Source organism: Mycobacterium sp. (assembly GCF_050701675.1).
GTDB lineage: Bacteria > Actinomycetota > Actinomycetes > Mycobacteriales > Mycobacteriaceae > Mycobacterium.
Map to the genome: position 1 here is coordinate 1 of NZ_JBOGDD010001178.1, position 14,248 is coordinate 14,248.

The 14,248-nt window shown below is 65.9% G+C and carries 11 protein-coding genes; 5 read left to right on the top strand and 6 right to left on the bottom strand.

Annotated features, from left to right (window positions below; genetic code table 11):
• Positions 1-19: 19 nt before the first annotated feature.
• Together ACRDUX_RS36495 and ACRDUX_RS36500 are read right to left on the bottom strand one after the other, a co-directional pair.
• Complete coding sequence (locus ACRDUX_RS36495; RefSeq protein ID WP_526421682.1) at positions 20-868, bottom strand: alpha/beta fold hydrolase; 849 nt, start codon at positions 866-868, stop codon at positions 20-22.
• Between the two features lie 165 nt (positions 869-1,033).
• Positions 1,034-1,693, bottom strand: coding sequence for a TetR/AcrR family transcriptional regulator (locus ACRDUX_RS36500; RefSeq protein WP_526421684.1), 660 nt, complete (start codon positions 1,691-1,693; stop codon positions 1,034-1,036).
• A gap of 202 nt (positions 1,694-1,895) precedes the next feature.
• Here ACRDUX_RS36500 and ACRDUX_RS36505 point away from each other — a divergent pair, with 202 nt between their 5' ends.
• Positions 1,896-2,321 (top strand): MmpS family transport accessory protein, encoded by a 426-nt coding sequence (locus ACRDUX_RS36505; RefSeq protein WP_526421702.1) that lies wholly within the window; start codon positions 1,896-1,898, stop codon positions 2,319-2,321.
• Positions 2,318-5,218 (top strand): MMPL/RND family transporter, encoded by a 2,901-nt coding sequence (locus ACRDUX_RS36510; RefSeq protein ID WP_526421686.1) that lies wholly within the window; start codon positions 2,318-2,320, stop codon positions 5,216-5,218. Before ACRDUX_RS36505 ends, ACRDUX_RS36510 begins: the two co-directional genes overlap by 4 nt.
• 106 nt (positions 5,219-5,324) lie before the next feature.
• On the opposite strand, the gene ACRDUX_RS36515 is transcribed toward ACRDUX_RS36510, so the two are convergent.
• From ACRDUX_RS36515 to ACRDUX_RS36530, 4 genes are read right to left on the bottom strand one after another with little or no spacing between them, the layout of a single operon-like run.
• Positions 5,325-7,871 (bottom strand): ATP-binding cassette domain-containing protein, encoded by a 2,547-nt coding sequence (locus ACRDUX_RS36515; RefSeq protein ID WP_526421688.1) that lies wholly within the window; start codon positions 7,869-7,871, stop codon positions 5,325-5,327.
• Entirely contained in the window at positions 7,868-9,031 is a 1,164-nt protein-coding gene (locus tag ACRDUX_RS36520) for a substrate-binding domain-containing protein (protein ID WP_526421690.1), read from the bottom strand. Before ACRDUX_RS36520 ends, ACRDUX_RS36515 begins: the two co-directional genes overlap by 4 nt.
• 17 nt (positions 9,032-9,048) lie before the next feature.
• On the bottom strand, positions 9,049-10,092 hold the full coding sequence (locus ACRDUX_RS36525) for an ABC transporter permease (RefSeq protein WP_526421692.1): 1,044 nt from the start codon (positions 10,090-10,092) through the stop codon (positions 9,049-9,051).
• 40 nt (positions 10,093-10,132) lie between these two features.
• Complete coding sequence (locus ACRDUX_RS36530; protein ID WP_526421694.1) at positions 10,133-10,909, bottom strand: SDR family NAD(P)-dependent oxidoreductase; 777 nt, start codon at positions 10,907-10,909, stop codon at positions 10,133-10,135.
• A 122-nt stretch (positions 10,910-11,031) separates the two neighbouring features.
• Between ACRDUX_RS36530 and ACRDUX_RS36535 the strand changes: the two genes are divergently transcribed.
• The 3 genes from ACRDUX_RS36535 to ACRDUX_RS36545 all read left to right on the top strand — a co-directional run.
• Positions 11,032-11,910, top strand: coding sequence for a carbon-nitrogen hydrolase family protein (locus ACRDUX_RS36535; protein WP_526421696.1), 879 nt, complete (start codon positions 11,032-11,034; stop codon positions 11,908-11,910).
• Positions 11,911-11,926: 16 nt separating this feature from the next.
• Positions 11,927-12,901, top strand: coding sequence for a cyclase family protein (locus tag ACRDUX_RS36540; RefSeq protein WP_526421698.1), 975 nt, complete (start codon positions 11,927-11,929; stop codon positions 12,899-12,901).
• Between the two features lie 59 nt (positions 12,902-12,960).
• The coding region (locus tag ACRDUX_RS36545; RefSeq protein ID WP_526421700.1) for a dihydroxy-acid dehydratase at positions 12,961-14,248 on the top strand (1,288 nt) is incomplete at its 3' end.

Here is a 14,248-nt window from a genome sequence, read left to right on the forward strand (position 1 = left end):
GAGCATCAAAGGTTGGCGGTCAGGAGGCGCGGACCAAGGGCACCGTGTCGTCGAGAGCGCTCTCCAGCAGGAAGTGGCCCCCATCGACGAGGTGAATCTCGGCGTTGGGCAGGTCGACGGTGAAGGCGGTGGCACCGGCAGGTTCGAAGATCGGGTCGTCGCGGCCCCATACCGCCAGTAGTGGGACCTGATGTACGCGGAAGTATTCGTGCACGGCGGGATACAGCGCCGGATTGCTCGCATAGTCTCGGAACAGAGCGAGCTGGACTAGGTCGTTGCCGGGCCGAGACAGCCGAGCGTGATCGGTGAGCCACGTCGTCGGATCGACCAAAGTCACGTCGGCGACTCCGGATAGGTACTGCCACTGCGTCATCTCGAGGGTCAGTGCCTGACGGACACCTGACTCCGTCTGCGGGGTCTGATGCTCCCAGTAATCCCAGACCACACTGAAGAAGTCGGACTGGAACCCGTCCTGGTAGGCGTTGCCGCTCTGGCTGATGATCGCCGCGATCGATGCCGGATCGCGTAACGCGAGCCGCCAGCCGATCGGTGCGCCGTAATCGTGTACGTACATCGCATAGCGGTGCACACCCAAGTGGTGAAGGAGGCCGGAGGTGAGATCGGTCAGCGCATCGAATGTGTAGTCGAAGTCGGCGGTAGGCGGCGCATCGGACAAGCCGAAACCCAGATGGTCTGGCGCGACCAGATGCCATCGGTCGGCGAGCAGCGGAATGATGTTGCGGAACATCGACGAGCTGGCCGGAAATCCGTGCAGCAGAACAAGAGTAGGTGCGCCAACCGGCCCGGACTCCCGATAGAACAATCGGTGTCCGTCGATGTCCACGAACCGATGGTGGGTAGCAGGCACGCCGTCGTCACCTAGTCCGTTCGAGCAGCACCGGAGGGATTTTCATCTCGCAAATGCTACGGACACGCAGTTGACGACCAGTGGAGTCGCGAATTCAGTCGTGAGGTTTCGTCGGCTACGCGAACACGGGTAGCGGCACGGTAGTCGTCACGATCAGGACGGGCGTCACCCGGCTGGGTGCCACCCCTGCATCGCCGCGTCCATCTGCTCGTTCTCTAGGGCGTTGACGGCGAGACGCTGCTGGTGCTCGCAGTACCGCATCCCGTCGAGGAGCAACGCGACGTACCGTCGCCATAGATCCGACTCGACGTGACCTGCCCATTCGCTCACGGTGCCGGCCAGCAGGCCCACGATCGGCATGTCCGTTGGCGCAACGTCGGGTCGTAGATGGCCGTCGGCTCGCGCTCGCTCGACGAGTTTCGAGACAAGCGGATCGATCCGCAACCGCGACGCCTCGACGCCACAGCCGCCATAGGCCTTGCTGTAGACCATCTCGCGTAAGCCGCGATCGGTCGCGGTCAATTCACATAGCTGTTCGACGAACCACACGAACCCGTCCCACGAATTCTCATGCTGCAGTGCAGCTTCCGCGAGTGCCGCGACCTGGTCGATACCTTCTTCGAAGATGGCGCCGACCAGTTCCTCCTTCGTGGCGAACCTTCGGTACACCGTTCCCACCCCGACGTTCGCGTGGTGGGCCACGTCGTTGAGCGTGGCCTCGAGCCCCTTAGTCGCGAACAGCTCCCGCGCAGCCTCGAGTACGCGCTGCCGGTTGCGCTCCGCGTCCTTGCGCAGAGCGCGGCGCGGCTCGTCGTCGGCACTCATGAAATGCAGTGTAAGTGATCCGCGTCATAAGCGGATTGACCTTATCCGCTTCGGTCCTTTAGGTTGGCTACTTAGACCGGCCCGATCCGAACGTTCGTGGTCCCATGTGGAAAGGCTCGACTTTGACCGCCGCCTTGGAGCACTTGCGCGCGTGCACTCGATCGCTGTCGTATCAACACTTTTCGACACCGAGGCCACCGCGGTGATCGGGGTAGTCAAGCGTGTGTGGTTGCCCGTCCTCATGGTGGCGGCGGTGCTCGTCGGCGCCGTCAGCGTTTCCCACCTGCGGTCTGTGTTCGGGTCTGATGGGGCCGTGGTGACGCCGGTCGGCTCGGACACGGCGCAGAAGTTCAATCCGAAGGTCGTCGTGTACGAGGTCTTCGGCACGGCGAACACCGCGACCGTCAACTACACCGACCTCGCGGGATTGCCGCAGCGGGTGGCCGACGTGACCCTGCCGTGGACCCTGCGACTGGAGACGACGGTGCCGTCGGTCCAGCCCAACCTCGTCGTGCAGGGCGATGGCCAGTCCATCGGCTGCCGCGTGACGGTCGACGACGAAGTCAAGGACGAAAGGACGGCGCAAGGCGTGAACGCCGCAACGTACTGCTTGGTGAAGGCGGCATGAGCTCTTCCCCTGAAGAGGCCACGACCGACGCCATCCCGACTGCGCGCCACGCCGCCCACCCTCGGCTACCGCGCTTCTTCCGCGCCTTCGCCATCCCGATCGTCCTGGTCTGGATAGCCATCGTCGCGATCCTCAACACCACCGTGCCCCAGCTCGAAGAAGTGGGGAAGCTCCGGGCGGTATCGATGAGCCCCAACGACGCGCCCGCGCTCATCGCGACCAAGCGCGTTGGCGAGGTGTTCAAGGAGTACGACACCAACAGCAACGTGATGATCGTGCTCGAGGGTGACGATCCGCTGGGCGCCGACGCGCACGCGTTCTACGACCAGATGATCCGTGAACTCCGCGCCGACACCAAACACGTTCAGCACGTTCAGGACTTCTGGGGCGACACCTTGACCGCGGCCGGTGCGCAGAGCATCGACGGCAAGGCCTCCTACGTTCAGGTCTACATCGCGGGCGATCAGGGCGAGGCATTGGCCAACGAGTCGGTGGATGCCGTGCGGAACATCGTGGACGGCGTCAAGGCGCCGCCCGGCGTCAAGGCCTTCGTCACGGGTCCGGCTGCGACGACCACGGATCAGAACGCCGTCGGCGACGCCAGCATGAAGACCATCGAAATGCTGACGTTCGCGGTCATCATCGTGATGCTGCTGCTCGTCTACCGGTCGGTCGTCACGGTGGTGGTAACCATGGGCATGGTGGTCGTCGGCCTGCTCTCGGCCCGCGGCATCGTGGCCTTCCTCGGCTATCACCACGTCTTCGGACTCACGACGTTCTCGACCAACATGGTGGTGACGCTCGCGATCGCCGCCGCCACCGACTACGCGATCTTCCTGATCGGTCGATATCAGGAAGCGCGGAGACTGGGAGAGGACCGAGAGTCGGCCTACTACACCATGTTTCACGGTACGGCTCACGTCGTGCTGGCGTCGGGCATGACCATCGCCGGGGCGACGCTCTGCCTGCACTTCACCCGGCTCCCGTACTTCCAGACCATGGGCATCCCGCTGTCGGTCGGTATGACGATCGTGGTCGCCGCAGCGCTCACCCTCGGGCCCGCGGTCATCTCGCTCGTCACCCGATTCGGCAAGGTGTTGGAGCCGCGGCGGTGGGGACGATCCCGGGGATGGCGGCGGGTCGGTTCCGCGACCGTGCGATGGCCAGGCGCCGTCCTCGTCATGGCCGTCGTGCTGGCTCTCGTCGGTCTGCTCACCCTGCCCGGCTACCACACCACCTACAACGACCGCATCTTCCAGCCCGACGACGTCCCGGCGAACGTCGGCTATGCGGCGGCCACTCGGCACTTCTCCGAAGCGAAGATGAATCCAGAACTGATCATGGTGGAAGCCGATCACGATCTGCGCAACCCGGCCGACTTCCTGGTCATCGACAAGATCGCCAAGGCGATGGTGCGCGTGCACGGCATCGCGCAGGTGCAGACGATCACGCGACCCGATGGCAAGCCGGTAGAGCATGCGTCGCTCGCCTACACGATGAGTCAGAGCGGCACCGGGCAGCTCTTGAACAACGACTATCAGCAGACCGTCCTCGGGAACACGCTGAAACAGGCCGACGAGATGCAGACGACCATCGACTCGATGACGAAGATGCACAGCATCACCCTGCAGCTGGCGGACGTCACGCAGCGGATGTCCACGAAGTTCGAGAACACCTCGGCCGACACCAACGAGATCCGTAACCACCTCGCCGACTTCGACGACTTCTTCCGGCCGCTGCGCAGCTACTTCTATTGGGAGCCGCACTGTTTCGACATCCCGGTGTGCTGGTCACTGCGGTCGATCTTCGACACCCTCGATGGCATCAGCACCCTGTCCGACGACTTCCAGGATCTGGTGCCCGACATTCAGCAACTGGCGCAACTGACACCTCAGATGGCGGCGCTCATGCCGGCCATGATCCAGACGATGAAGAACCAGAAGCAGTACCTGCTCAACCAGTATCAGGCGCAGAAGGCGCAACAGGACCAGAACATGGCTCAGCAGGAGAACGCGACGGCGATGGGGCAGGCCTTCGACGCCGCCCTCAACGACGACAACTTCTACCTGCCGCCAGAGGCGTTCAAGACGGCCGACTTCCAGCGAGGCATCAAGCTGTTCCTCTCGCCGGACGGACATGCGGTGCGGTTCACCGTCTTTCACCAGGGCGACCCGTTGACCGAGGAGGGCACCTCGCACATCGAGCCCCTCCGTATCGCGGCCGCAGACGCCATCAAGGGCACCCCGCTGGAGGGTTCGACGGTCTACGTCGGCGGCAGTGCGGCCATGTTCAAGGACATGCAGCAGGGCGCGGACTACGACCTGCTGATCGCCGCGATCGCCGCGCTGATCCTGATTTTCCTCATCATGGTGGTGCTCACCAGAGCCATCGTCGCGGCGGCGGTCATCGTCGGGACGGTCGTGTTGAGTCTTGGTGCTTCCTTTGGCCTTTCAGTGTTGTTGTGGCAACACCTCATCGGCATTCCGCTGCACTGGATGGTGCTACCGATGTCTGTCATCGTCCTGCTTGCAGTTGGTGCCGACTACAACCTCCTGCTGGTGTCCCGGATGAAGGAGGAGTTCCACGCCGGACTGCACACGGGCATCATTCGGTCCATGGCAGGCACGGGATCGGTGGTGACGTCCGCGGGCTTGGTGTTCGCCTTCACGATGATGTCCATGGCGGTCAGCAGCCTGATCGTGATCGGCCAGGTCGGTACCACCATCGGCCTTGGTCTGCTCTTCGACACGCTGGTGGTGCGTTCACTCATGACGCCGTCCCTGGCAGCGCTGCTCGGACGCTGGTTCTGGTGGCCGCTACGCGTGCGCCAACGCCCGGTGCCGCAACCTTGGCCTCGCCGCGATCCGGTCGCCGTACCACCTGGCGCGACGTCGTAGGAGTCGGCCACGTGGCGTCATCGTGACGGAGGCTGCGGACTAGCGACGCTACCGGCCACGACGGTTGGGCACTCGGCCGAGGTCTCGGTATACGCCGAATCCGTGCTCACCTCGTGGCTCTGCGCTGCACCTGAGCGTAGGCGGCGGTGGCCGCCAACGCCATCAAGCCGACCAACAGGTACTGCCACGCCTGCGACAGCTTGAGGAAGATCGTCGCGTTGCTGATCACCTGCAACAGCAGCACGCCGAAGATCACCCCGAGGAAGCTGCCGCGGCCGCCGAAGATCGACGCGCCACCGAGGACCACCGCAGTGATGGCGGCCAGCGTATAGCTGATGCCGGCCGTCGGATCACCGACGCCGATCTGCGCCATCAGCAGCAGCGCACCGACGGCGGTGAGCACGGAACTGGCCAGGTAGGCGATCATCTGCACCGCGTCGACTCCGACGCCACGCTTGCGGGCCGCCGCTTCGTCAGAACCCGATGCGCGCAGCCGCAGACCGAAAGACGTCCGACGAGAGGCGAACTCGAACCCGACGAGCACGACCACGCCGATGATCACGGCGATGGGGAAGGGGCCGACGCGACTGTTGATGGCCTCGACCACGTCGAGAGCGATCACACCGCCCGGCGAGTCACGCCAGACCAGCGACAGCCCTTGCAGGCCGGTGTAGGTGATCAGCGTTGCTACCACCGGTACCACGCGGGAGTAGCGCACCATGGCGCCATTGGCGACGCCGACCGCGGCCGCCAGCCCGAACATCAGGATGAATCCCAGTATCCACCAGCCGAATCCGTACCCCTCGACGATGAAGAACGACGCGACCACCACCAGAGTTCCGCTCAGGGGTCCGACCGAAAGGTCGATGCCGCCGGTCAGCATGACGATCAGCTGCCCGGCCGCCAGGAACAGCACCGGGGCCACGAGCATCAGCAGGTTGGCGATGTTGAACTCCGACAGGAACCGCCCGTTGACCACGGTGGTGACCGCACCGAGCGCCAGAATGGCCGCAAGCAATACCAGGCTGGGTGACTGTTGGCTGCCGACTAGGCGCTGCCAGCGGCTGGGGTGGCCGCTGCGGGGAGCGGTAGCGGCGGTGTCGCCACCGGTGTCGACGCGGCCCGCGGTCAGCGAGGCCTGGGTGATCGCGTGTTCGGTGACGTCGTCGGCGACGAGTTCCTTGACCACCCGTCCGCGGGAGAACACCAATACGCGGTCGCACAGCCCCGCGAGTTCGACGTCGTCGGAGCTGAGAACGACCACGGGGGTTCCGGCGTCGGCGACGTCACGGAGGCGGTGGTAAATCTCCGATCGGACGCCGACGTCGATGCCTTGGGTGGGTTCGTCGCAGAGCAGTAGTTCCGGCGCCGACAGCAGGGCCCGGCCCAGCACGACCTTCTGCTGGTTGCCGCCGGACAGCGTGCCGACCTCGGCGTCGATGGTGGCGGTCTTCACGCCGAGTTCGGCGACCTGTTCGGTCGCCAGTTTGCGTTCGGTGGCCGGGGACACGAAACCGGCTCGGGAGACCCGTGACAACGCGACCACGGAGAGGTTCTCGCGCACCGTCAGGATCGGCGAGATGCCTTCGATGCCGCGCTCCTGTGGCATCAGGATGACGCCCTCGTCGCGCGCCGCGCGCGGTGACGAGAGCCGGACCAGGCCACCGTCGATGGACACCTGGCCATGGGACGGGACGGCGCCGCCGAGCGCGCGGATGAACTCGCGCTGACCGTTGCCCTCGACGCCGGCCAAGCCGAGGATCTCGTGCCGTCGGATCGTGGTGGACACGTCAGGGGCGTCAACGGCACCGAAGTCGGTGACCACCACGGCCGGCTCGCCGAGGTCGGCGGAACGGTCGGGGAAGAGCGTCTCCACCGCGCGCCCGGCGATGAGCGTGACGATTTCGTCCTCGGTGATCTCGGTGGCGGCGAACTGACCGCGAATTCGCCCGTCGCGCAACACTGTGATGCGGTCGGCGAGTTCGAAGACGTCGGGCAGGCGGTGACTGATGTAGACGATCGTGACGCCGGCTGCCGACAGTTCGCGGATCAGCTGGAAGAGGCGCGCGGACTCTGCGGCGGCGAACGGTTCGGTCGGCTCGTCGAGGATTAAGACGCTCGGTTCGCACGCCAGGGCGCCGCAGATCTCGATGGCCTGCTTCTCGGCCAGGCCTAGCTGGCCCGCAGGCACCGTTGGGTTGATCGGGATGCCCATCGGCTTGAGCTTCTCCGTGGCCCATGCGTCGACGTCGCGCAGCCGTGGGCGCAGGCCGGGTGGAACGGCCAGGGCCAGGTTCTCGGCCACGGTGAGGTCGGGCAGGATCGCCGGGATCTGGTAGGCGATGGCAAGACCGGCTTCCTTGGCTGCCAATGGTGAGGCCGAGGTGAGTTCGTCGTCGCCGATGCGCACGGTCCCGCGGTCGGGGGACAGTGCGCCGGAGGCGACCGCCATCAGTGTCGACTTGCCTGCGCCGTTGCCGCCGACCAGGGCGTGTACTTCGCCTGGTTGGGCTTCGAAGCTGACGTCGTCCAGTGCGGTGACGCCGGGGAAGGTCTTGGTGACACCGGCGACGGAGAGTCCGCGACGGGTGTTGCGTGCCAAGGTCTTCGACCCTTCTTCGGTTCGGCCGGGTGCGGTGGGGTTCTGGGTCATCGGTAGATCTCCGCGAGTTTCTCGGTGCTCAGCTCGGAGGAGGTGACGGCGCTGGCGGGCAGGGTCGGGTCACACTCCGGAATGAGTTTGGGGTCCAGTGAGTTCATGACGATGGGCACGTTGACGATGTCGGGTTCGGGCTCGGGGATGTCCTGTGCGGCGGCAATGGCCTTGCGCAGGGCGAGGCGCACGATCCACGTGCGCGAGGTGACGGCGACAATCTGGAACTGTGGCTGTTTGGGCTTGTTGTCGACGTAGGCGCAGGCAAATCCGTTGTTATCGTTGGCCGTCCACACCGGAAGCGGTCGCCCGGCTTGCAGGAACGCGCGGATGCCGCCGAGGGAACTGTCACCGGAGTCGGTGATGACGGCGTCGATCTTGGGGTACTTGGCCAGCAGGCCCGCGACGACACGTTGGGTCTGCGCGGGGTTCCAGCCGGTGTCGATCGGAGTGCCCGGATCGTTGAGCAGGGTCACCTTCTTGCAGTCGGGGTTGTTGGCGAGCTCGTCCTCAATGCCGTGAATCTCGCTGAGACTCTGGGCATTACCGGGCGTGCCGCCGAGGAACACTGCGTTGCCGCCCTGTGGGCCCAGCGCTTGGCAGACCCACTTCGCCCACACAGCGCCGTCGGTGACCGTGTTGTGCCCGACGAAGGTCGTGTAGTCCACGCCGGGGGTGCCGCCCGGGCTGGCGGTGTAGGGCACGACGGCGACGCCCGCGTCGAAGGCCTCGCGCAGGGTGGGCAGCAGTGCCGGGCCGGCATCCGGGAACACGACGAGTGCCTCCACCCCCAGTGCGACGAGGGCCTTGATGTCGCTGATGGCCTTCTGCGGATTGCCCTGGCCGTCGGCGTAGGGCAGCAGTTCGAGGTTCGGGCACTTGCTGACCTCGTCCTCGAACTCGGCACGGGCGGTCTTGCGGAATGCGTTGTCGCCGACACCGTCTGCGAGGGCGACCTTCAAGGGGCGGTTTCCGCAGAAGTCGGTGATGGGCCGCAGTTGGTCGACCGAACCGCTGAGCTTCGGATCGAGGTAGACGGGGTCGACCTGGAACGCGGTGGGCTTGCTGAACGGACCGCCGGCGCATGACGCCATCGAGCACGCCATCAGGAGCGCTGCGGTGGCGGACAGCAGCCGCGCAGAGCGGAAACGAATGGTCACGCCTATTCTCCTGTCGCTCACGATGTCTGGGGCCGGCTGGACGTGGTGCCGCTGCGGAACCGCACGAAGTGCCGCCAGTTCACGCCGCGGAGCACGATGGCGGCGGCGAGCACGAGGGCCTGAATCAGCAACTGCATGGCTGTCGATGCGCCTGCGGCCAGCACCACCTGCCCGAGTTGGGTGAGGAAGAGGGCGGCCACGGCGGTAGCGATGATGGAGGAGATGCCGCCGCGCAGCTGCGTGCCACCGAGAACGACCGCAGCGATGGTGGTGAGCTGGTAGGCCTGGCCCAGTTGAAGATCGGGGGTGCGCAGGTAGGCGGCGAGCAGCATTCCAGCGGTGGCGTAGGCGATTCCGGCTAGCACGTAGGCCATGACGCCGTGGGTCGAAGTGCGCAGACCCGCGATGCGAGCCGCTGGCACTCCAGCGCCGACGGCGACGAACCGTCGTCCCAACACACTCTGCTTCAACACCAGATGTGTGACGGCCACCAGTACGACCGCGAGGAGAAATAGTGTGGGGATCCCGGCGGCCGAGCTGACCGCGAAGGCGCTCACGGCAGGGTCGGCGGTACCGGGGAAGCCGCCGGACAGCATGAGCACCAGCCCGATCAGCAGCGAGTTCACCGCCAGCGAGGCGACGAAGGCGGCCACCGAGAACCGCACCACCGCAACGCCGATGACCAGTCCCGACACCGCGCCGGCGACAATGCCGAGCAGCACGCACACCAGGGTGGGAAGTTGTCCGCCCTGGGCGAGTTTGGTGACGCACACCGCGGCGACGGCCATCACTCCGGGAACTGACAGGTCGATGCCGCCGTGGGTGATCACCAAGGTTTGTCCCAGCGCGGCGATGGACATGACCCCGGCGAACGGCAGCATCGCCGTGAGTGCCGAACCCGTCATGCTTCCGGGGGCGATGAGCGGGCTGATCGCGAAGATGACGACGGCCAGAAGCCAGATCGGCATGAACCGGTCGGTTCGGATCCGGTGCAGCACGGCCGTGGCGCGGCCGGGACGTTGCCGGCTGTCCGGCCCGGTTTCAGACATGAGAGTTGACATGGTCGGGATCCTCGAAAGTCGTTGTGCTGGGCCGGGTTGATCAGACGCTGGTGTAACCGCCGTCGACGGCCAGCGCCGCGCCGGTCACGAAGCTGGAGTCGGGCCCCAGCAGGAAGGCGATGGTAGATGCCACCTCAGCGGCCTCGGCGATGCGACCGATCGGGTGCGCGGCGTAAAGGGCCTGACGGGCGGCGTCGGGATCCGGCTGTGCGCCGAGGTAGGTCGCGAGCTGACAGGTCTCGACGGTGCCCGGGGATACGACGTTGGCCCGGATGCCCCTTGCGGCGTACTCGACTGCGATCTGGCGGGTCAGCTGGGCGACCGCACCCTTGGATGCGCAGTAGGCGGCTTGATTGGGCAGCGCCACGGTGCCGGAGATGGAGGAAAGGTTGACGATCGAGCCCGGCCGGTCCGCTGCCAGGAGGCGACGAATGAACTCCCGGCAGGCCAAGAAGACGCCGGTCACGTTGACCGACTGCAGGGCGTTCCAGTCGTCGAGCGTGGTGTTGGTCAGCGGCTTGGAGATCATCACCGCCGCCGAGGTGACAAGTCCGTCGACGCCGCCGAAGGCGTCGTATCCCGCGTCGATCGCGGCAGTTGCGGCGTCCTCGTCGGAGACGTCGGCGACGACCGTGATCACGTCGGCACCCGATGCCCGGGCGGCATCGGCCGTCTGCTCGAGGTAGTTGCCGTCGATGTCCACGAGTACCAGTCGGTGTCCGCGCTGGGCCAGCAGAGTGGCGGTGGCTGCTCCGATTCCGCTGGCAGCACCGGTGATCAGGGTGGCCGTCGATGTCGTTGATGCGGTGCCGGTCATTGGCTCATCCGTCCTTCGACATTCTGCATGCAGCACGCAAAGTATCCCACGTCACACACATTGACATGCTGCATGCAGCATGTCAATGTGAGGCGACGAGTTCGTGGAAGTGGAGGACATGGGTGTCGGACGTCGAGTCAACGCCGGGTGTGCAGGCCGTCGATGGGGACGTGACCATCGCCGTGGCTCAGGTGCCGTCGGTACTGGGCGAGCCGGACGCCAACATCGAAGCGATGTCCCACTGGCTGCGGCAGGCCGCCGAGCGTGGCGCACAATTGACCGTCTTCCCGGAGTGCGCGCTGTCCGGCTACATGATGGACTCGCGCGCCCAGGTCCAGGACGCGGCCATCGAGGTCACCGAGGATCGACTTGCGACGCTGATCGAAACTGCCTCGAGTACGGGCACATTCGCAGTAGTGGGCCTGTTGGAGCGCGACGGTGACAAGGTATTCAACGCGGCTGCGCTGATCGGCCCCGAGGGAATCGTGGGCACCTATCGCAAACAGCACCTGCCTCGATTGGGAGCCGACGTCTTCGTCGATCCCGGCGACGGGGTGGCGCCCCGAGTGTTTGACGTTGGTGCGCTGCGCGTCGGGATGATGATCTGCTTTGACCTGCGCTTCCCGGAATGCGCCAGGGCCGCAGCTCTGGGCGGCGCGGATGTGATTGCGATGCCGACCAATTGGCCGCTAACGGCGGGATTCCTGGCCGACTACATGACGCGGGTGCGCGCGGTCGAGAACCTCGTCTATCTGGCTGTCGCCGACCGTTGCGACCGCGAGGTCGGCACCGACTTCTTGGGCCGCAGCCAGGTGGTGACGCCGTCGGGTGAGGTGCTGGTCGACGCGGGGACTGCCGAGGGCATCGCAGTCGCGCCAATCGACCTCGCCCAGTCCCGCACCAAGACCTTGACGTTCGACGATCCGCCGTTCTCGCTTCCGGTGTTCGACGGTCGTCGGCCCGAGCTGTATTCGGCGCTCACCACTCCTATCCACCATTGAGCAGAAGGAGGCCATCGTGTGTGGACCCGGCATCATCGATGAGCGCACCCGCAACCTGATCGCCGCGCATGCCGCGAACTTCCGGGAGGTGACGATGAGCCCCTTCGGACCCGACGACGAGATCGGCATGCTGAACCTGATCAGCGCCGAGAAATCCCGTGAGGTGATGCGCAACGTCGACGGTGGCGCGGCGATCGACCTGTCGGTGGACTACTTCGTCGGGATGCCGTCGTGGACCAAGGCCGGCGATCCGGGTTTTCAGCAGTGGATGACGCACACCCCGGCAGGCACCGTGCTCGATGACGTGACGGGCGTCGGCGTCGATCAGAACCACCTCGTGGGCTACTCCGGGGATGCGATGTCGATGTATACGCACTGTGGCACCCACATCGACACGTTGAACCACTTCGGCTATCGCGGCAAGATCTTCAACGGATTCGAAGCGGCGCAATGCATCAGCTCACGGCACTGGATCAAGTGCGGCGCCGACAAGTTCCCGCCGATCATCACCCGCGGCGTCCTGTTCGACGTCGCAGGGCTGCACGGTGTCGACATGCTGCCCGAGAACCACGGCATCGGCGCCAAGGACCTGAGCGATGCGCTGGCGCGGCAGAAGACTTCGTTCCACCCCGGAGACGTCGCGCTAGTGCGGACCGGACGGATGCGGCACTGGCCGGACGTCGACCGCTACATCGAAAACGCGCCCGGCTTGAACCGGGATGGCGCGCAGTACCTCGCCGAGGCGGGGGCGGCCGTCATCGGTGGTGACACCCTCGCGCTCGAGCAGTCCCCCGCCCCCGATGCCGAGAACTGGCAGGTAGTGCACACCTACCTGCTGGCCGAGGCGGGCGTGCCGATCATGGAGGTCGTCGACTGCGAAACCTTGGCCGCGGAGGGACTTTACGAGTTCGCGTTCATCGGCGCGTGCATGAAGGTCCGCGGCGCCACCGGCGCGCCGATGCGTCCGCTGGCGATGCCGCTGCTGCGCTGAGTGTCGCCGTCGCCGTCGTCTTCTGCTGCCGCGCGTTGCGCGCATCGAAAGGATTGCCCATGTCCACATCGCCCGAATCCGGATATCAACCCGGTACCTCGGCGGTAGACAGTAGCCGAACGTCATACGGCGACGCCGGTTTCAGCCGCTACCTGCGCCGTGCGTTCCTTGCATCGGCGGGTTACGACGACGAGAGCCTGGAACGCCCCATCGTCGGAATCGCTGTCACGCAATCGGACTACAACACCTGCCACCGTGACATGCCCGCCCTGCTGGCGGCGGTCAAGCGGGGTGTCGAACAGGCCGGTGGTCTGCCGATGGACTTCCCGACGATCTCGCTTGGGGAGATCCTCACCGCGCCGACCACGATGCTGTTCCGCAATCTGATGGCAATGGACACCGAGGAGATGATCCGAGCGTTGCCGATGGATGCGGCAGTGCTGTTGGGTGGCTGTGACAAAACAGTGCCGGCGCAGTTGATGGCGGCGGCGTCGTCGGATATCCCGGTAATGCTGGAGGTCGTCGGGCCCATGATGACCGGCTCGTGGCGGGGTGAGCGACTGGGTGCGTGCACCGACTGCAGGCGACTCTGGGGTGCCCACCGTGGCGGTGAGCTCGACGGTGACGAGATCGTCTCGGCACGACAGGAATTGGTTTCGACGGCGGGCACGTGCACGGTGATGGGTACCGCGTCGACCATGGCGGCGCTGACCGAGACGCTGGGGATGATGCTGCCTGGCGGCGCCACCCCACCCGCGGTGAGCGGGGCGCGGCTGCGACACGCCACGGAAACCGGCAGGCGCGCCGTCGAATTGGCACGTGCGGGCGGCCCGCTACCTCGTGAGGTGATGACCAAGGAGGCGTTCGAGAACGCCATCCGGGTGCTCGCGGCGATCGGTGGTTCGACCAACGCCCTGATCCACGTGATCGCGGTGGCGCGGCGCTCCGGGGTGAAGCTGGAGCTGTCGGACTTCGACGAGATCGGCGCCGACACACCGCTTCTGGTCGATTGCAAGCCGTCGGGGTCCGGGTACATGGAGGACTTCCACCGGGCCGGCGGTGTCCCGGCGCTGTTGACGGAGCTCGCGCCTCTGCTGCACCTGGATCATCGTGGTGTGAGCGGGCGTTCATTGGGCGAGCTCATCGACGCGGCCGACGCACTGGCCGACTGGCAGGACACGATCCGCCGCCTCGAGCAGCCGTTGGGCGCGCCGGGAGCACTGGCGGTGTTATCGGGGTCGTTGGCACCCAACGGGGCGATCATCAAGGCGTCGGCGGCCAGCCCGCACTTGATGCAGCACACCGGGCCAGCGCTGGTGGTGGACAATCCGGCCGACGCCGCGACCC

What these genes read in the sequence shown, in the direction of transcription:
- ACRDUX_RS36515 (WP_526421688.1), bottom strand. Translation starts at nt 7,871, where the DNA reads ATGACCCAGAACCCCACCGCACCCGGCCGAACCGAAGAAGGGTCGAAG.
- ACRDUX_RS36525 (WP_526421692.1), bottom strand. Translation starts at nt 10,092, where the DNA reads ATGTCAACTCTCATGTCTGAAACCGGGCCGGACAGCCGGCAACGTCCC.
- ACRDUX_RS36510 (WP_526421686.1), top strand. Translation starts at nt 2,318, where the DNA reads ATGAGCTCTTCCCCTGAAGAGGCCACGACCGACGCCATCCCGACTGCG.
- ACRDUX_RS36500 (WP_526421684.1), bottom strand. Translation starts at nt 1,693, where the DNA reads ATGAGTGCCGACGACGAGCCGCGCCGCGCTCTGCGCAAGGACGCGGAG.
- ACRDUX_RS36530 (WP_526421694.1), bottom strand. Translation starts at nt 10,909, where the DNA reads ATGACCGGCACCGCATCAACGACATCGACGGCCACCCTGATCACCGGT.